12 protein-coding genes are annotated in these 17,036 nt (G+C 67.1%); 3 read left to right on the top strand and 9 right to left on the bottom strand.

Translation table 11 applies throughout. The annotated features are described in order from the left end of the window. Nucleotides 1–163: 163 nt before the first annotated feature. Nucleotides 164–355, top strand: coding sequence for a hypothetical protein (locus JI752_RS14940; protein WP_216965536.1), 192 nt, complete (start codon nucleotides 164–166; stop codon nucleotides 353–355). Between the two features lie 44 nt (nucleotides 356–399). Here the strand turns inward: JI752_RS14940 and JI752_RS14945 are convergent, their stop codons facing one another. After that, a complete protein-coding gene (locus tag JI752_RS14945; RefSeq protein ID WP_216965538.1) occupies nucleotides 400–1,764 on the bottom strand; it encodes a DUF1214 domain-containing protein in 1,365 nt (454 codons plus the stop codon). 423 nt (nucleotides 1,765–2,187) lie between these two features. On the opposite strand from JI752_RS14945, the gene JI752_RS14950 reads away from it, so the two are divergent. Next, nucleotides 2,188–5,097, top strand: a complete 2,910-nt coding sequence (locus JI752_RS14950; protein ID WP_216965540.1) for a TonB-dependent receptor — start codon at nucleotides 2,188–2,190, stop codon at nucleotides 5,095–5,097. Nucleotides 5,098–5,236: 139 nt separating this feature from the next. Here the strand turns inward: JI752_RS14950 and JI752_RS14955 are convergent, their stop codons facing one another. The 4 genes from JI752_RS14955 to JI752_RS14970 form a co-directional block, all read right to left on the bottom strand. Further along, on the bottom strand, nucleotides 5,237–5,974 hold the full coding sequence (locus JI752_RS14955; RefSeq protein ID WP_216966116.1) for an endonuclease/exonuclease/phosphatase family protein: 738 nt from the start codon (nucleotides 5,972–5,974) through the stop codon (nucleotides 5,237–5,239). 43 nt (nucleotides 5,975–6,017) lie between these two features. After that, complete coding sequence (locus tag JI752_RS14960) at nucleotides 6,018–6,839, bottom strand: thiol:disulfide interchange protein DsbA/DsbL (protein WP_216965541.1); 822 nt, start codon at nucleotides 6,837–6,839, stop codon at nucleotides 6,018–6,020. 109 nt (nucleotides 6,840–6,948) lie between these two features. Then, the gene (locus JI752_RS14965; protein ID WP_216965543.1) at nucleotides 6,949–7,602 is read right to left on the bottom strand and encodes a thiol:disulfide interchange protein DsbA/DsbL; all 654 of its coding nucleotides are present in this window, start codon (nucleotides 7,600–7,602) and stop codon (nucleotides 6,949–6,951) included. 120 nt (nucleotides 7,603–7,722) lie between these two features. Then, complete coding sequence (locus tag JI752_RS14970) at nucleotides 7,723–8,586, bottom strand: c-type cytochrome (protein ID WP_216965545.1); 864 nt, start codon at nucleotides 8,584–8,586, stop codon at nucleotides 7,723–7,725. 207 nt (nucleotides 8,587–8,793) lie between these two features. On the opposite strand from JI752_RS14970, the gene yihA reads away from it, so the two are divergent. Beyond that, complete coding sequence (yihA, locus tag JI752_RS14975; RefSeq protein ID WP_216965547.1) at nucleotides 8,794–9,411, top strand: ribosome biogenesis GTP-binding protein YihA/YsxC; 618 nt, start codon at nucleotides 8,794–8,796, stop codon at nucleotides 9,409–9,411. Between the two features lie 371 nt (nucleotides 9,412–9,782). Here yihA and JI752_RS14980 read toward each other — a convergent pair whose 3' ends face one another. The 4 genes from JI752_RS14980 to JI752_RS14995 form a co-directional block, all read right to left on the bottom strand. Next, nucleotides 9,783–10,079 carry a hypothetical protein gene (locus JI752_RS14980; RefSeq protein WP_216965549.1) on the bottom strand — a complete coding sequence of 99 codons (297 nt, stop codon included), beginning with the start codon at nucleotides 10,077–10,079 and terminating at the stop codon, nucleotides 9,783–9,785. Between the two features lie 358 nt (nucleotides 10,080–10,437). Continuing rightward, nucleotides 10,438–13,200, bottom strand: a complete 2,763-nt coding sequence (locus JI752_RS14985) for a TonB-dependent receptor (RefSeq protein WP_216965551.1) — start codon at nucleotides 13,198–13,200, stop codon at nucleotides 10,438–10,440. 265 nt (nucleotides 13,201–13,465) lie between these two features. Next, entirely contained in the window at nucleotides 13,466–15,247 is a 1,782-nt protein-coding gene (locus tag JI752_RS14990; protein ID WP_216965553.1) for an alpha/beta hydrolase-fold protein, read from the bottom strand. Nucleotides 15,248–15,356: 109 nt separating this feature from the next. After that, a complete protein-coding gene (locus JI752_RS14995) occupies nucleotides 15,357–16,997 on the bottom strand; it encodes an alpha-glucosidase family protein (RefSeq protein ID WP_216965555.1) in 1,641 nt (546 codons plus the stop codon). Between the last annotated feature and the right edge of the window lie 39 nt (nucleotides 16,998–17,036).

Raw genomic sequence — 17,036 nt, forward strand, 5'->3', positions numbered from 1 at the left:
CGCATGTTGTTATCAGCAACGCGCGGGATGACCTGGCTGGTGTCGTGCTCGCACGGGACATGTCATCGATGCCTCGCGGTCCATATGGAAGTCGCCGGCATCTGCGGACGCGCCGCACTTCATGAGGGCGTTGAGAGTGCAGCGCACGCTTGCATTGAGGGTCTTGCAACTGCTGATCCTGACCGCCAGCCGCACCGGAGAAGTCATCGGCGCGAAACGCTCGGAATTCGATCTGAACGTCAGGACGCGCGGAAGCCAACATCGCGCTGTCGCCGCGGATGCACCGGCGACGCAGCCGCACGATCGGCCGCCTCATCGCATCCATGAGGCGGCGGCCATGCTGGAACAGGCATAGAAGCTCGGACGGCGGCGACCTTCACCGCCGGCCTCATGAGGCGATCAAGAGCGCTTGATCACCGGCGGCGGGAAGTACGTGCCATCGGCGACGCCGCCCTTCGGTCCGTAGAAGCGGAACGTGAGGCGGTAGTCCTGCCCGCGCGGCGTCGGCAGCCAGTTGCCTTCCGGTGCATCGGCGGGTTTCTCGGCGGCGAAGTACAGCGTCAGCGAACCATCCTTGCCGTACTCCAGCTTCGACTGCTTGTTGAGCAGGAAGCGGTTCTGCGGATTGGGCAGCACGCGGAAGCTCGTTCCGTCCACCGCGATCACGGACCAGAAATAGTTCGCGAAGCTCGGCGGCAACGCGTCCTTGGGGAAGGTGATGGTGTACACGTGGTCGCCGTTGAAGTTCGCGCCGTCGGCGTCGACGCCGCCCTTGTAGTAGACGACCTCGTCCATCGTGTTGGCCCAGATGCCGCCCTGGTTCACCAGGCTGCGGGTGAGCCAGTCGTCGTGGTACACGCCCACCGTGGACGGGCGCACCCACTGGTTGCGCACGGTGCCGTGGCCGAGGATCTTCGATGCCTTGAAGAAGTCGGGCAGCGCCTTGTCGCGAATCACCTGGTCCACGCGCGCGCGTTCCTGCGGATCCTTCACGCCCTGCGCGATCGCGAGCACCTTCGCGCGCACCGCGTCCATGCCGGGATTGAGGTCGGCTTCGCTGTCCAGCACGGCCGGTGCGAGCTCGAAGGCTTCCACGCCCGGTGGTTTGGCGATGGCGAAATCCGGAACGGCGGGAAGCGTCGGCGGCGTCGGCGAACCGGTCGCCCGGAACGTGATCTTGTTTTGCAGCGCGACCGCTTCGTCCCAGTCCTTGCCGAGTTCGATGCGCGCCAGCACGCGTGAGTACTTCACAGGCAGGTCGATGCGCGTGACGTTGGCGGGAAGCTGCACGTTCGCGCCCTTCAGGCACACCGCGTACTCGCCCGCGCCCTTGGGCTGTGTGCGCTCGTTGATGTTCGCCAGCGTCTCGCCCCAGCCGTTGAGGAACTGCACGGTGTAGTAGCGGCCGGTGATCTTCGGCAGGGTGACGATCGTGCAGCTGTTCTCGTCCACCGCGACCCAGGCTTCGGAATACGCGACGTCGAGATTCGGGTTCGGCCAGTCCACGCCGCCCGGCTTGCGGTGCCGCAGCTCGTTCCACTTGAAGCCTTCCTTGAAGTCGAGCTGCTGCTGCCTCAGCACGAGCAGGCGCGAGAGCAGGTAGATGTACGCGTCGCTGATGTCCTGGTCCGTGTAGGCCCGTGCGGACGCCGTGGCGGGAGTGGAAGCGGGAGTGGTCACGGTCGCCTCGGGCGCCGGGGTGCGATTGCAGGCGACCAGTCCGAGGACGGCGATGGTGAGAACCGAAAGTCCGAGCCGTGACATGACAGATCTCCTTGAACGGTAAGGGGTAAATGCGAGTCTGGTCGTGAAACAGGAGTGAAAGTCCCCCCCGGTTGCGGGAGGGCTGGGCGCGTTCGCCCGGGCCAGGCACCCCCGGGCCGGCCCATCGCAAGGTGAACCTGAGCGAAGGGCGTGAAGCCCCAAGTCGTTGATTTCCATGGGCCCGTGGTCCGTGCCGGGCGGGAATCTTTCTCGAAGCCGCGCCTGGGTCCCGCTTTGCCGGCGGACGCCGACCTAAGCTCGGGCCGGGGCAAGCGAGGGATCTTCGGGGAAGTGTGCCGAAAGTGCGTCTTACTCTTTGCCGCTTGTGGCCGCTTCACGAATTGTTTACAACCTACGGAGCCGTCCGGGCAGGGGAGACGGCGAAAGCGCTGTTCATTCGTTATTTCGAGGGAGAGAGAGTCGATGAAAGCCATGCGTCGTCAATCGCTGACGAGAGCCATCCAGTTGTCGCTGTTGCTGACCCTGCCCGGCCTGGCCGCCGCGCAGGAGACCACGCCGCCCGCCACCACGGGCTCGGCCACCACGCTCGACACGGTCACCGTGACGGGCAGCCGCATCCGCCAGACCAACGCGGTCACCGCGCAGCCGGTGTTCGTGCTGGACAAGGCCAAGATCGACCAGACCGGCCTGCAGACGGTCGGCGACCTGCTCCAGCAACTGACCTCCAGCGGCAAGGCGCTCAACGCCAAGTTCAATTCCTCCGGCAACTTCGGCTATCCGCCGGACGGCGGCGGCATCGGCGCCGGTTCCGCGCAGGTCGACCTGCGCAACCTCGGTTCGCAGCGCACCCTGGTCCTGGTGGACGGCGTGCGTTGGGTCAATGAGTCCTCCGCCTCGGGCGTGAGCGGCAGCGCCGACCTCAACACCATTCCGCTGGCCATCGTGGAGCGCGTGGAAGTGCTGGAAGACGGCGCGTCCGCGATCTACGGCTCCGACGCCATCGCCGGCGTGGTCAACATCATCACCCGCCGCAATTTCGACGGCGCCGAAGTGCACGCCTACTACGGCGAGTACGAAGACGGCGGCGAAACCACCGAAGCCAACCTGACCCTCGGCGGCAGCGGCGATCGCTGGTCGGCGGTGTTCACGGCCAGCTATTTCGAACAGGAAGAGATCAGCTCCGGTTCGTGGGAGCAGTCGTCCTTCCCGACGCCGGGCACCGGCGTGCGCGGCGGCAGCTCGGGCATTCCGCAGGGCCGTTTCTTCTTCTGCGATCCGTCCCGCGCGACCACCGCAGCCGGCGGTTGCGATGCCGACACCGAGAACTGGTACGACGTCACGCTCAACAACGGCACCACCACGCCGACGTTCGTGCCCGGCAATCCCAACGGCGGCACGTACCACAGCTTCGGCGGCGCCGACCGCTTCAACTTCGCGCCGTACAACCTGCTGCTGACGCCGCAGAAGCGCAAGTCGATCTTCGCCAGCGTGTACTACGACGTCACCGAGAACACCCGGTTGCACGTCAAGGGCCTGTACAACAACCGCACCTCGACCAACCAGGCGGCGCCGGAGCCGATCTTCGTCGGTCCGGGCGCGGGCACCGGCGGCATCGCCGACACCATCAGCATCCACGCCAACAACCCGTACAACCCGTTTGGCCTGACGCTGGATGCGAACTCCAACTTCCTCGTCGCGACGCGTCGCCCGGTCGAAGTCGGTCCGCGCATCTTCAACCAGGACGTCGACACGCTGTACTTCAACGTCGGCCTGGACGGCACGTTCCAGCTGGGCACGCGCAGCTACGGTTGGGATTTCAACTATGCGCACGCCGACAACAAGGCGACGCAGGAATTCCTCAACGGCTACAACGTCGCCAAGATGAAGCTGGCGCTGGGTGATCCGGCGATCTGCGCGCAGGTGCCGGGTTGCGTCCCGCTGGACATCTTCGGCGGCCAGGGCCGTCCGATGACGCAGGCGATGATCGACTACATCCGCACGCGCCAGATCGACTCCTCCGAGCAGATCCTGGATCTGTACTCGGCCAACGTCACCGGCGACCTGTTCAACATCGGCGATCGCACCGCGGGCTTCGCGGCGGGCGCGGAACACCGCCGTTACCGCGGCAAGTTCAACCCCGATCCGCTGCGCCAGAGCGGCGAATCGCAGGACTCGTTCGCCGCGCCGGTGTCCTCGTCGTACGACGTGGACGAGCTGTATGCCGAGTTCCAGTTCCCGGTGCTGTCGACCCTGGACCTGCAGGCGGCCATCCGCTACTCCGACTACTCGACCTTCGGCAGCACCACCACCGGCAAGGCGGGCTTCCGCTGGCAGCCGATCGAAGACATCGTGGTCCGCGGTACGTACTCGCAGGGCTTCCGCGCGCCGAACCTGGGCGAGCTGTACGGCCTGACGCAGTTCGGCGCCACGCTGGTCGATCCCTGCGGTTCGACCGGCAGCCCGGGCCCGGCGGATCCGTCCTTCGCGGCGGGCTGCGCGGCGCAGGGTGCGCCGCCGAACTTCGAACAGGCCAACACGCAGATCACCACCTTCACCGGTGGTAATCCGGATCTGCAGCCGGAAGAGTCCGACAGCTACACCTTCGGCGTGGTGTACGCGCCGAGCTGGGCGAGCGGGCTGGACTGGTCGCAGCGCCTGGACTTCGAAGTGAGCTACTACCACCACAAGATCGACGACGCGATCCAGGCCCGTGACATCCAGGCCCTGCTCGAAACCTGCCTGCGCGAAGGCGGCGTCAACTCGGTCAACTGCACGCCGTTCACCCGCGGCGCCGGTGGCAACCTCAATCCGCCGGAGAACTTCCTCGACAACCTGGGCCGCATCGAAACCGACGGCGTCGACTTCAAGGTCAACTGGTCGACTTCGGATTTCAGCTGGGGCCGTCTGAGCGCGTCGCTGCAGTCCACCTACGTCAACGACTACGAGGCCGTCGACGTCGACGGCAACAAGTCGCAGCGCGAAGTGGGCATCGAAGTGAACGACAGCGCGATCCCGGAATGGCAGACCAACCTGCAGACCGGCTGGACGCTGGGCGACTTCAACGTGGGCTGGACGGTGCGCTACATCGCCTCCGTCGACGAGCTGTGCTCGAACGTGCCGGTGTCGCAGGCCCCGGGCTGCATGGGCAATCCGGAGCCGGAGTTCAACAAGCTCGGTTCCACCACGTACCACGACCTGCAGTTCAACTGGAACAACGCGATGGTCGACAAGCTCAAGCTCACCGTCGGCGTGAACAACGTCTTCGGCAAGGAGCCGCCGGTGTGCCTGACCTGCTCGCTCAACGGCTACGACGCGGGTACGTACGACCTGCCGGGTGCGTTCTGGTACGTCAGCGCGGACTATCGCTTCTGATCGCCTGATCGCAGCACTGAAAACACGACGGCCGGTGGTTCGCCACCGGCCGTTTTGTTTGGGGCGGGGTTAGGCGAATGGATGAGGCGGACCGTCGATACCGATGCAAGCCGCGCCCAAAGGCGCGCATCGCGCGCAATCACCGCAACGCGCTGTCCGGCACGTGCAGGTCGATCGACAGCGCCAGATGGTCCGATGACGCCGCCGGCCGTGCGCGCGCATTGGAGACCTTCAACCCGTCGCCGACGAGGATGTGGTCGATCGCGCGTTGTGGGCGCCAGCTCGGGAACGTGAACACTTCCCCGTCCGGCGGCTGCAGGCGCGTGTTGCGGAACAGGGCGCGCATTTCGGGACGGTCGATGGAGCAGTTGAAGTCGCCCATCAACACGGCATTGGGATGGTCGTGCAGCAGCTCGGCGATGAAGCCCAGCTGCGCGGCGCGGGAGTTCGCGCCGAGCGAGAGATGCGCCACCGCGATCAGCAGCGCCTTGTCGCCTTCGCCATAGCGCGCCAGCAATACGCCGCGCCCGGCGATGCGGCCGGGCAGGGCATGGTCGATCACTTCGCGCGGCTCCAGCCGGCTCAGCAGGCCGTTCGCGCTGGAGGCGACGCCGCCGACGCGCCGGTTTGGCTGGTGGCTCCAGTAATCGAAGCCGGCGCGCTGGGCGAGGTAATGCGTCTGGTTGGTGAAACCCGACCGCAGGCTGCCCGGATCGCTTTCGTTGAGGCCGACGATGTCGTGCTCGCCGGCCAGCTGCGCGATCGCGTCCAGGCTGTTGCGCTTGTTGCCCGCAGGCAGCACGTGCGACCAGCTGCGCGCGACATAGTCGTGATAGCCGCGCGTGCTGGACCCCGCCTGGATGTTCGCGCTGAGCAGGCGGAGCCGGCGGGTGTCCATTCCGATGACGCGTGTGCGGCGGTTACTGGCCGCCAGCGGCCGGCGCACCGCCGGCGGCCTTCGCGCGCTCCTGCGCGACCAGGTGCTCGGTGATGCGCAGGGTGTCTTCGAAGTTCTTGCCGACGACCTTGTACTTGCCGTTGACCACGATCGACGGCGTGGAGTCCACTTCGCTGCGGGCGATGAACTGGCCGGCGCGCTTCATCTTCGCGTTGATGGCGAAGCTTTCCATCGTGCTGGCGAACTGCTTGGCGTCCACGCCGTACTTGGCGTAGAACTCGCCGATCTGCTCGTCGGTCGGCAGCGGCTGCACCGGCAGGGAGCGGTCGACGTGGATCGCGTTGAACATCGCCTGGTGCGACTTGTCCAGCACGCCCAGCGTCTGCGCCGTGTAGAACGCCTTCGCGTAGGGCTCCCAGTAGCCGCCGAACGGCGCGGCCAGCGCGATGAACTTCACATCGGACGGCTGCTTGGCCTTCCACGACTCCACCAGCGGCTCGAAGTGCGCGCAGTGCGGGCAGGTGTAGCCGAAGACTTCGACCACTTCGATCTTGCCGCCCGTGGGCTCGTACGGCTGGCCGCCCGCGATCTCGATGAAGTCGGTGCCCGGCACCGGCGCCGGGCCTTCCGGCGGCGTCGCGGCGGCGGCGGGTGCGGCGGCCGGCGTGGCGGCGGCTTCAGCCGGAGCTGCGGCCGGAGCGGTTGCGGTGGCGGGCGCAGCCGGCGCGGCGGTCGGTGCCGCCGGGGCGGCCGTTTCGGCCGGAGCCGGAGCCTGCTTCGAGCAGGCGGACAGGGCCAGCAGTCCGGTCAGGACCACCGCGAGATGAGGCAGGCGCGATTTCATGCAGACAGTCTCCGCAAAGGCTGGAAGCGAAGCGCCGGCGCACCCAGGGGCACGCCGGCGCGGGGTTGATGGCAAGGATACCGGCCGCGCAGGGCCGGTGACACACGGCTCAGCGCGTTTTGCCGTCGCGTTCACGCGCAATCAACGCATCGGCGATGCGCAGCGTGTCGTCGAAGTTGCGGGCGGTCACGCGGTACTTGCCGTTGATCACCAGCGTCGGCGTGCCTTCCACGCCGCTGCGGCGGATGAACTGGTCGGCCTTCTGCAGGCGCTGTGCGGCGTCGGCGCCGTCGTAAGCGGCGGCGAACTTGGCCGGATCGATGCCGTACCTGGCGTAGAAGGTCGCGATCTCGCCCTCCGTCGCATTGCGGATCGGCAGGCTGCCGTCGGTGTGCAGGGCCAGGAACATCGCGTCGTGGGTCTTCTCCACCACGCCGAGCGCCTGAGCCGCGTAGTACGCCTTGGCGTAGGGCTGCCAGTAGCCGCCGAACGGCGCCGCCAGCGGCACGAAGCTCACCGTCTTGGCGTTCTTGCGCGCCCAGGCCGAAACCTCGGGCTGGAAGTGCGCGCAATGCGGGCAGGTGTAGCCGAATACTTCCACCACCTCGACCTTGCCCTTGACCGGCGCGAACGGCGCCCCGCCTTCGATGACCTCGTAGTCCGTGCCTTCCACCGGTGCGGGCTGGGGCGCTCCGGCCGCCAGCGCGGCAAACGGGAGCAGGGCGAGCAGCAGGAGCGAACGGAGCACGGGGCGGCGGGTCATCGGCGTTCTCGCGAAGGTGGGCCGGAAAGTAAAACGCCGGCCGTGGAATCACGGCCGGCGCAACCAGACAACGAAGGAGTACCGCCTCTGACCGAGGTCACCGGCGGAAGTTCCGGAAGGTCAGGAACCCGTGGCCGGCGCGGCGGCCGGCTCGGCCGGCTTCTCCGCCGGAGCGGCAGGCGCCGGGGCGGCGGCCGGCGCAACGACGGCCGGAGTACCGGCGGCGGCGACGTCGTCGCGGCTCGGGTGCAGGCCCTGCAGGTAGCTCGACAGCGAACCGATTTCCTCGTCGGTGAGCTGCTTGGCGACGCCGGCCATCACGTTGAACAGGTGGGCATCGCGCTGGACGGTGGTACCGGCGCGGTACTCCTCCAGGCGGCGCTGGGTGTAGGCGGCCTGCTGGCCGGCGATGTGCGGGTAGGCCGGGCCGGGGTTGCCGGCGCCGTCCGGGCCGTGGCACGCCATGCACGCCGGGATGCCGCGGGCCTTGTCGCCCGAGCGGAACAGCTGCTGGCCGACTTCGAAGAACTTCTTGCCGGCGTTGGGGCCGGTGGCGATGACGGTATCGTCGGCCACGCCCGCGCCCGCCTTCTGGGTCGCGAAGTAGGCGCCGATGTCGCGCGCGTCCTGGGCCGACAGGGCATCGGCGAAGGGCTTCATCACCGCGGCCATGCCCGTGTTGCGCTCGCCGGTCTTGAACAGGGCGATCTGGTGCGCGATGAAGCGCTCGCTCTGGCCGGCCAGGCGCGGGTACTGCGGATCGGTCGGGTTGCCGTCCAGGCCGTGGCACGCGGCGCAGGTGCCCGCCTTGGTGGCGCCGGCCTTGGCGTCGCCCCACACGGTCTTCTCCGGCGCGGTGTTCAGCGGTGCCTGCTGGACCGGCGCGTTGTTCGGGACCGGATTGACGGTGGTCTGGGCATAGGCAACGGCGGCGGCCGCAAATGCGACGATGCCGACAATGCCGAGGACGCGGGCTTGGCTCATGTAGCTGGGCTCCGAAACACTGATGAGGCGAACCGCGGAACGGTCGCCGGAACCGCGGAATTATCGTCGCCGCTCCCGGGCCGGTCAACGCGGACGACGTGCCAAAAGCCGCCCCGGTGGGCAATTCGCAGCGATCGCGGCCTGTCGACGGGGCGCCTCGTGCGTTTCCTGCCGCGTTCGCGCATGCACCCGTGCGATCCTAGTGGCATGGCCAATCCCTTCGTTCGCGCCCGCTATCTGCTCTCGGCGCACAACCACAAGCAGCTTCCGCCCGAGGGCGGCTTCGAGGTCGCCTTCGCCGGCCGCTCCAACGCCGGCAAGTCCAGCGCGCTCAACGCGCTGTGCCAGCAGAACGCGCTGGCGCGCGTGTCCAAGACGCCCGGGCGCACCCAGCAGCTGGTCTATTTCGACATGACCCCGACCGGGATGGAGGCGCAGCCGCGCTTCCTGGTCGACCTGCCGGGCTACGGTTACGCCAAGGTGCCGCAGGACCTGCAGGCGCACTGGCAGGCTTTCATCGACCAGTACTTCCGCACGCGCGAGTCGCTGAAGGGCCTGGTGGTGGTGATGGACATCCGCCATCCGCTGAAGGACTACGACCGGCAGATGCTCGGTTATGCGGTCAGCCGCGGGCTTCCGGCGCATGCGTTGCTGACGAAGGCGGACAAGTTCGGTCGCGGGCAGCAGTCGCAGGCGCTGTTGGCGGTGAAGAAGGAGTTGTTCAGTGCGTTCGGCGATACGGTGAGCGTGCAGACGTTCTCGGGTGAGTCGAAGCAGGGTGTCGATGAGGCGAGGGCGGTCGTGGCGGGGTGGTTGGGGCTCTGACGCTCCTGCGCCTCGTTCCGGCGAAAGCCGCGAGGGGGCGACGACAACGTCATCGTCATCGTCCACCTTCCGATTCCGTCATCCCGGCGAAGGTCGGGACCCAGGCCCGCAGGGCGTGGGCTCTCCCCGTGCGGCGACCCGCGTCACCGTCATCCCGGCGAAGGTCGGGATCCAGGCCCGCAGGGCGTGGGCACTCCCCGTGCGGCGACCCACTTCACCGTCATCCCGGCGAAGGCCGGGATCCAGGCCCGCAGTACGTGGGCACTCCGATAGCGGCAAACCTTGTCACCGTCATTCCAGCGAAAGCTGGAATCCATTTTTGATCTGCTCCTCGAAGCGAGGGCCAAAGCAGAAGCAAAGCTTCCGATCGGCTACGCCGCTCGGGTCACTTTTCTTTGCTTGCCCAAAGAAAAGTAACCAAAAGAAAGGGCCTTCCATTTGCCCAAACCAATCCCACGACCGGACAGCGAATAGGCGCGTTCGCGATTCGCCATCCCTGGCTCAGCGCTCACCGCCGCACATCCATGTGCGGCGCCCTTCGGGGCTAGGGACCTGAAAGGCTGTTCGACAGCAACAGCAACAGCAATATCAGCAGCAACGACAAATCCACGTAGCCACAGCAAATCCACCGTCATCCCGGCGAAGGCCGGGATCCAGGCCCGCAGCATCCGGGCACTCCCTCTGTGGTGAACCACCCCACCGTCATTCCCGCGAAAGCGGGGGCTTTTGGGCCGCCGCACGGCGGCACTCTCCAGGGACGTTCCACGCTTTCGCCGTTGGCTATCAACAGCACGATGGATTCCAGGTTTTGCTGGAATGACGTGAGGTGGCGGGCGGCGTGACAACCTGGATCCCGGCCTTCGCCGGGATGACGTGATGTGTTGGACAGCGTGACAGCCTGAATCCCGCCTTTCGCACGGCATTGGAACGTTGGCCGTGTGCGATCGCTGCCATCGCGCGCCCCAAAAAACAAAACCCCCGCCGGTTCGCACCGGCAGGGGCTTCAATGGCCGCGGGAGGGAGCGGTCAGAACTTGTAGCTTGCGCCCACCAGGTAGGTGCGACCCCACTCGATGTACTCCAGCGGACGATCCTTCGTGCCGGCGTAGGTCTGGTACGGCGAGTTGGTCAGGTTGCTGGCCTCGAGCGTCAGCGTCAGCCCCGCCAGCGAGCTGCTTTCACCGAAGGCATAGCTCACCTGCGCGTCGATCTGGTCCTCGCCCACCACGTAGCGCAGCGTGCGGTTGCCGTCGAAGTTGCCGATCTCGCCGATGAAGTCCGAACGCTTGCGCTGGCTCACGCGCGCTTCGAAACCGCTGCGCTCGTAGTACGCGGTGAAGTTGTAGACCTCGTCCGACAGGCCCGGCAGGCTGATCGGGTCGCTGCCCACGCTCGACGCGCTTTCCGGATCCAGGATCTTGATGTCGCTGTCGGTGAAGCTCGCGCTGGCCTGGATGCCAAAGCCTTCCAGCGGCGCCCACAGCATGTCCAGCGGCAACGACGCGCTCAACTCGATGCCCTGCAGCTTGCCGCCCTCGCCGTTGTACGGCGCGGTGAAGTTGCCGGTGGTCTGGGTCGGCGGCTCGTTCGGGCCGGGCACGTAGTCGGCGACGAAAGCCGAGAAGTCGAAGTTGTCGTTGGTCTGCGTGTAGATGTAGCTGCGCAGGTCCTTGTAGAAGTACGCGGCAGCCACGTAGGCCTTGGTGCCGAAGTACTTCTCGTACGAGATGTCGAACGCGTTGGCACGCCACGGATCCAGTTCCGGGTTGCCGCCGCTCGCGCCGGGCTTGCCCGTTGCGGTGTCCACGCCGAACTCCAGCGATGCGCGCAGCTGGTCAACGCGCGGACGTGCGACCTGCCGTGCCAGCGCCAGACGCAGCGTCTGGTCGTGCGCGAACAGGAACGCCAGGTTCATGCTCGGCAGGTAGTCGGTGTAGGTCTTGCCGTTCTCGTAGGGCTGCACTTCGCTGCCCGCCGGCTGGGTGGAATCCCAGAAGTTCGCCTGCGACGACTGGTCCGCATGCTGGATCTGCACGCCGACATTGCCGCGCACGCCGACGTTGCCCCATTCGGTGTCGATGTTGGCCTTCACGAAGCCGGTGGTGAGCTTCTCGTCCACCGTCCACGCCTTCGGGATCAGGTACGACAGGTTGTCGACCGGCTCGAACGTCATGTAACGCGCAACCGCCGCCGGCACGTTCCACGACGGGATGTGGCCGATGCCGGCGAAGCCCAGGTCCACCAGCCCGTACTGCAGGTCACGCGCGATCGCGATGTCGCCCTGCGGGCCGAGGTTGATGTTGCCTTCCGGCTGCGTCTTGTGCTTTTCGCGGTCGGCGTAGTTCAGGCCCACGTCGATGCTGGACATCCAGTCCATCGACTGCGGCACCGGCAACGCGGCCGCCAGCGTGTAGGACTTCAGTTCGTCCTCGACGCTGGGCACCTTGCCGTAGCCGGAGCCGTAGATCGTGTTGGTCAGGAACAGCGATTCCGGATTGGAGTAGTCGCGCTGCGGCACCATCCAGGAGAAGCCGTTGCTGTTGTACGCAAGGCCGAGGTTATCCAGCTGCGGGCGCGGGATCTGCTGCAGGTTGTTCTCCAGCAGCAGTTCGTCGCGCTTGGCGCGCGACCAGGCGATGTCGGCCTTCACGCGGGTCAGACCGACGTTGAAGTCGTTCGACCAACCGAACGCGTCGATCTTGTCCTCGCGCTTGCGGTACATGCCGCGCACGAGCGGATAGACGTTCTGCGCGACGCCGCCGGTGAACGTGCCGTCGGCGTTGACCTGCGGGTTCACCATGATCGGCACGGGGTTGAAACCGCCGTTGTAGCCCGACAGGTTCACTTCGAACTGGTTGGCCGTGTCTTCCTGGTCGGCGCTGGTGTGGAACATGTCCAGCGTGCTGGTCCAGTCGTTGGACGGACGGTACTGCAGCGTCGCCATCACCGCGTCGCGTTCGATCTCGCCGGTGCGGCGCAGCGCCTTGATGCCGTCGGAAAAGTACACGCCGTTCGGCACGCCGTTGCGCTGGCGATCGGTGGTGTTGGTCTGGCTCCACGGTTCGTACAGGCCGACCTGGTTTTCCTGGATCGGCAGCTCGGTGTGCGAGTAGCCGATCGAGAAGCCGATGGTGCGGTCGGCGAACTGGCCGATGTAGGCGGCATTGAGGCGGTTGCCGTCGTCGTCGGCGTTGGCGGCGTCGCCCAGCGAGTTGCGCTGCAGGCGGCCGCTCACCGCGATCACGGGCTCGGCGTAATCCAGCGGACGCACGGTGCGCATGTCGATCGTGCCGGACAGGCCCTGGCCCACCAGGCCCGCGTCGGGCGTCTTGTACACGGTCACGCCGCTCATCAGCTCGGCCGGGTACTGGTCGAACTCGACACTGCGGTTGTCGCCGGTGGACACCATCTCGCGGCCATTCAGCAGCGTGGTGGCGAAGTCCGGCGACAGGCCGCGCACGCTGATGACCTGCGCACGACCGCCCACGCGCTGCGCCGACAGGCCGGGCAGGCGCGCGATGGACTCGGCGATGCTCACGTCCGGCAGCTTGCCGATGTCTTCGGCCGAGATGGCCTCCACGATCGACGTCGATTCGCGCTTGGTTTCGATCGACGTCTCGATGCCGGCGCGGATGCCGGTGACGACGACGGAATCGAGCGTGGTGGTTTCGTTCTGCGCCGACGGCTCCGATTCCGGTGCCTGCGTGGCGACCTGAGCCTGTGCGCCAACGGCGATCAGCATCGTTGCCGACGCCAGCGCCACGCTCAGCAGATTGCGCTTGAGTTGCATCTCCCCTCCCAGTGATCCGGCTTTTATTTGTGTGTCGGCCCGCGTCCGTCGCGGCAAAGCGCCAGCGCTCGTCGGGGCCCGCGCCCGAATCGGCAAAAAAAACCGGTCCGGGACGTAGCGGCGATGGTAGACGGACCCATCCCTGCACAAATTCCTTTGCATACGTATTCATCGCCCGCGATCACGGCGCGAAGCGGCATGCAAGCGTTTTCCCGCGCACGGGCGAGCGCCCGCGCGATGCGCGGGTCCTGGCGCTGCGACGTCTTCAGCGTCCCAGCAGGAACTGCAGCGGCACCTCGGCCCGATCGCGCCACGCGCGCTCGTTGTGTTCGGCCCCGGGAAACTCGCGGCTCATGAAATCGCGCCCGCTGCGCCACCGGGCGTCGCGCAGCACGCGGTCCATGCGCTGTTGGTACGGCGCGTAGTCGGCGTCCAGCGTCGCCGTGCCGTGGTCGAAGTAGAACCGGTGCGTGCCGCGCGCGGGCAGGTGCGCGGCCAGGTAGTCGATCAGGGCGCCGTCGTTCGCCGGCCAGTGCGTCGACAGACCGCCCGCCGCGCCGAATACGTCCGGATACTCGCTCATCGCATAGGCCGAGATCAGGCCGCCCAGGCTCGCGCCCATCACCATCGTGTCGTCGCGGGCGGGTTGGGTGCGATACGTTGCGTCGATGGCAGGCTTGAGCTCCTCGACGATGAAGCGCAGGTAGCCATCGGACAGCAGCTGCGCGCGCTGCTCCGGCGAAATCACGCTTGCAGGCACGGCTTTCGCGGGCCAGTACTCGTTCGAGCGCAGCGGCGTGTTCGAAATCGCCACGACGATGGCCTCGCGCACGCGATGGGCGTCGATCAGTTCGGTCATCGTGCCGTCGATGTCCCAGTCGATGCCGGTGAACGACATCGACGGGTCGAACAGATTCTGGCCGTCGTGCATGTACAGGACGGGATAGCGGCGCCCGGGATGCGTGGCATACGACGGCGGCAGCCACACATCGACGTTGCGCGCGGGAACATGCGCGGACGGTACGTCCTGGTAACTGTCCACGCGACCCGTCGCTTCCAGCGCAGGCGCGTGAACGGCATACGCCCAGCGCAGGAACACCGGCAGCATGCGAGCCCAGCTCGCCTGTTCATGTCGACCGCCGGGCAGCAGATAGAGCGAGGCATCCGCGCGCGTCGGTCGCGCGGCATAGTCGTCGTTGGTGCTGTAGTCGCGCTGGCGCAGACCTTTCATGCCGCCGGCGTCGGCGTTCCAGCCGTCGAGCAGGTCGCGCGTGTCGTCGATGGCGTCGTTGATGCCGTCGCCGTCGCGGTCATGGGTTTCCTCGTCCGTGCCGACCGCGAAGAACCAGCGCGCGCCGTTGCGCGGCGGGCTCGTATCGACCATGTGCTGCGCCATGCGCGTGCGCTGCATGCTGGCTTCGTCGGTCGTGTCCGAGGCGGGCCAGAACGACGGCGAGAACGCGCCCACGCGCCCGAACACCTCCGGATACTGCCAGCCCAGGTTGAACGCATTCAGCCCGCCCAGCGACCAGCCCAGGATCGCGCGCCCGTCGGGCGTGGCGCGCGTGCGGTAACGCGCATCGATCGCGGGCACGAGCGTGTGCGCGACCCACTCGGAGTATTCGTGTGCGTGCGTGCCCACGCCGCCGTATTTCGTCTTCGCCACCAGGCTGGTGCCGCGTTCACGATCGGAGAGCCCGTAGGCGCCCATGCGATCGCGCGGCATGTCGATGGCGACGACGATCGGCGCGCGGATCTCGCCGCCGGCGATGAGCTGCTGCAGCGTTTCGCGCAGGCGGACGGCGTCGCGGTCCTGCCCGTCGTTGAGGTAGAGCACGGGGTGGCGCTGCGTTCCGGCGCGGTAGCCCGGCGGCAGGAAGACCGTGGCCTGCATGCCTTCCGGTGCGAACGCGGTGGCCTCGAGCTTGAGTGCTTCGGTCGTCACCTGTCCGGGTTGCGGTTGCGGCGACAACGGCTCGATGGCGCTGGCGCCGTGCGAGAGGAGGTCGGCGATCGAGAGCATCAGGACGAAGGCGGAGGCGGCCATGCGCGTCAGCGCGGAGCTCGCCGCGGTGCGGCTTCGCGACCCCTCCCCAACCCTTCCCTGCGAGCAGGGGAGGGGGCAGGAGCGGTAGCGAGCGATTCGCACGAGGACCTCAGCCGATCCGCGCGTAAAACACGCCGCGAGGCGGCAGCTGCAACGTGCCATCGCGCAATTCGCCCGCGCGCAGACCGTGATCATCGATCGGCGCCAGCGCGTGCAGCGCCGCGGGCACGTCCCACGCCTGCGCCGTGGCCGACAGATTGAACACCACCAGCAACTTCTCCTCGCCGGCGCCTCGCGTGAAGGCGAGCACCGGCTCGGCCGCGTCGAGGAAGGCGATCTCGCCGGTCACCAGCGCCGGCTGCGATTTGCGCCAGCGCAGCAGGTGGCGCACACCGTTGAGCACCGAACCGGCGTTCTCGTCCTGCACCGAAACGCTGAGCGCGCCGTGTTCGGCCGGCACCGGCAGCCACGGCTGCACAGCGCTGAAACCGCCGTTGGCATCGCCGTTCCACGGCATCGGCGTGCGGCATCCGTCGCGGCCCTTGAAGTTCGGCCAGAAGGTGATGCCGTACGGGTCCTGCAACGCCTCGAACGGCACCTCGGCCTCGGTCAGTCCCAGCTCTTCGCCCTGGTACAGGCACACCGAACCGCGCAGCGAACACACCAGCGCGACGAGTTGTCTGGCCAGGTCCGCATCGAGCGCAGCATCGCCGCCCCAGCGCGTCACCGCGCGCTGCACGTCGTGGTTGGAGATGGCCCAGCACGGCCAGCCTTCGCGCATCTTCGCTTCCAGGTTCTGCACCGTGCCGCGGATGTAGGCCGCGCTGGAGTCGTCCGTCAGCAGCTCGAAGCTGTAGCCCATGTGCAGGCGGCGTTCGTTGACGTACTCGGCCATGGTCGCCAGCGAGTCCTCCGAGGAGATCTCGCCCAGCGTGGTCGCGCCGGGATAACGGTCGAGCAGCGCGCGCAGTTCTTCCAGGAACGCCACGTTCTCCGGCTGCGTGTTGTTGTACCAGTGGTACTGGAACGCATACGGATTGTCCGGGCTGAACCCGCGACCGGTGCGCAGTTCCGCCGGCTTGGCCGGGTTGTCGCGCAGCTGCATGTCGTGGAAGCAGAAGTTGATCGCGTCCAGGCGCAGGCCGTCGACACCGCGGTCCAGCCAGAACTTCACGTTGTCCAGCGTGGCCGCCTGCACCGCAGGGTGGTGGAAGTTGAGGTCCGGCTGCGAGGCCAGGAAGTTGTGCAGGAAGTACTGGCCGCGGCGCGGCTCCCACTGCCATGCGACGCCGCCGAACAGCGACATCCAGTTGTTGGGCGGCGTGCCGTCGGGCTTCGCGTCTGCCCACACGTACCAGTCGGCCTTGGCGTTGTCGCGGCTTTCGCGGCTTTCCTTGAACCACGCGTGCTCGATCGAGGTGTGGCTGAGCACCTGGTCGATCATCACGCGGATGCCGAGCGAGTGCGCCTTCGCCAGCAGGCGGTCGAAATCGTCCAGCGTGCCGAACAACGGATCGACATCGCGGTAATCGGCGATGTCGTAACCGAAGTCGGCCATGGGCGACTTGAAGAACGGCGAGATCCAGATCGCGTCCACGCCGAGGCTGGCGACGTAATCCAGTCGCGCCTCGATGCCCGGCAGGTCGCCCACGCCGTCGCCGTTGGTGTCCAGGAAGCTGCGCGGGTAGATCTGGTAGATCACCGCGCCGCGCCACCAGTGGGTCTGTTCCGCGTTCCTGACTTCCGCCATCTGCCCTTTCATCCCCGACGCTGCCGTCCCTGTGTCTGC

Source organism: Lysobacter sp. MMG2 (assembly GCF_016735495.2).
Classification (GTDB): domain Bacteria; phylum Pseudomonadota; class Gammaproteobacteria; order Xanthomonadales; family Xanthomonadaceae; genus Lysobacter_J.

Bases quoted from the DNA above. Each gene is read 5' to 3' on its own strand.
- JI752_RS14960 (WP_216965541.1), bottom strand. From the start codon at position 6,839: ATGAAATCGCGCCTGCCTCATCTCGCGGTGGTCCTGACCGGACTGCTG.
- JI752_RS14950 (WP_216965540.1), top strand. From the start codon at position 2,188: ATGAAAGCCATGCGTCGTCAATCGCTGACGAGAGCCATCCAGTTGTCG.
- yihA (WP_216965547.1), top strand. From the start codon at position 8,794: ATGGCCAATCCCTTCGTTCGCGCCCGCTATCTGCTCTCGGCGCACAAC.
- JI752_RS14980 (WP_216965549.1), bottom strand. From the start codon at position 10,079: ATGCTGCGGGCCTGGATCCCGGCCTTCGCCGGGATGACGGTGGATTTG.
- JI752_RS14945 (WP_216965538.1), bottom strand. From the start codon at position 1,764: ATGTCACGGCTCGGACTTTCGGTTCTCACCATCGCCGTCCTCGGACTG.
- JI752_RS14995 (WP_216965555.1), bottom strand. From the start codon at position 16,997: ATGGCGGAAGTCAGGAACGCGGAACAGACCCACTGGTGGCGCGGCGCG.
- JI752_RS14970 (WP_216965545.1), bottom strand. From the start codon at position 8,586: ATGAGCCAAGCCCGCGTCCTCGGCATTGTCGGCATCGTCGCATTTGCG.
- JI752_RS14965 (WP_216965543.1), bottom strand. From the start codon at position 7,602: ATGACCCGCCGCCCCGTGCTCCGTTCGCTCCTGCTGCTCGCCCTGCTC.
- JI752_RS14990 (WP_216965553.1), bottom strand. From the start codon at position 15,247: ATGGCCGCCTCCGCCTTCGTCCTGATGCTCTCGATCGCCGACCTCCTC.
- JI752_RS14985 (WP_216965551.1), bottom strand. From the start codon at position 13,200: ATGCAACTCAAGCGCAATCTGCTGAGCGTGGCGCTGGCGTCGGCAACG.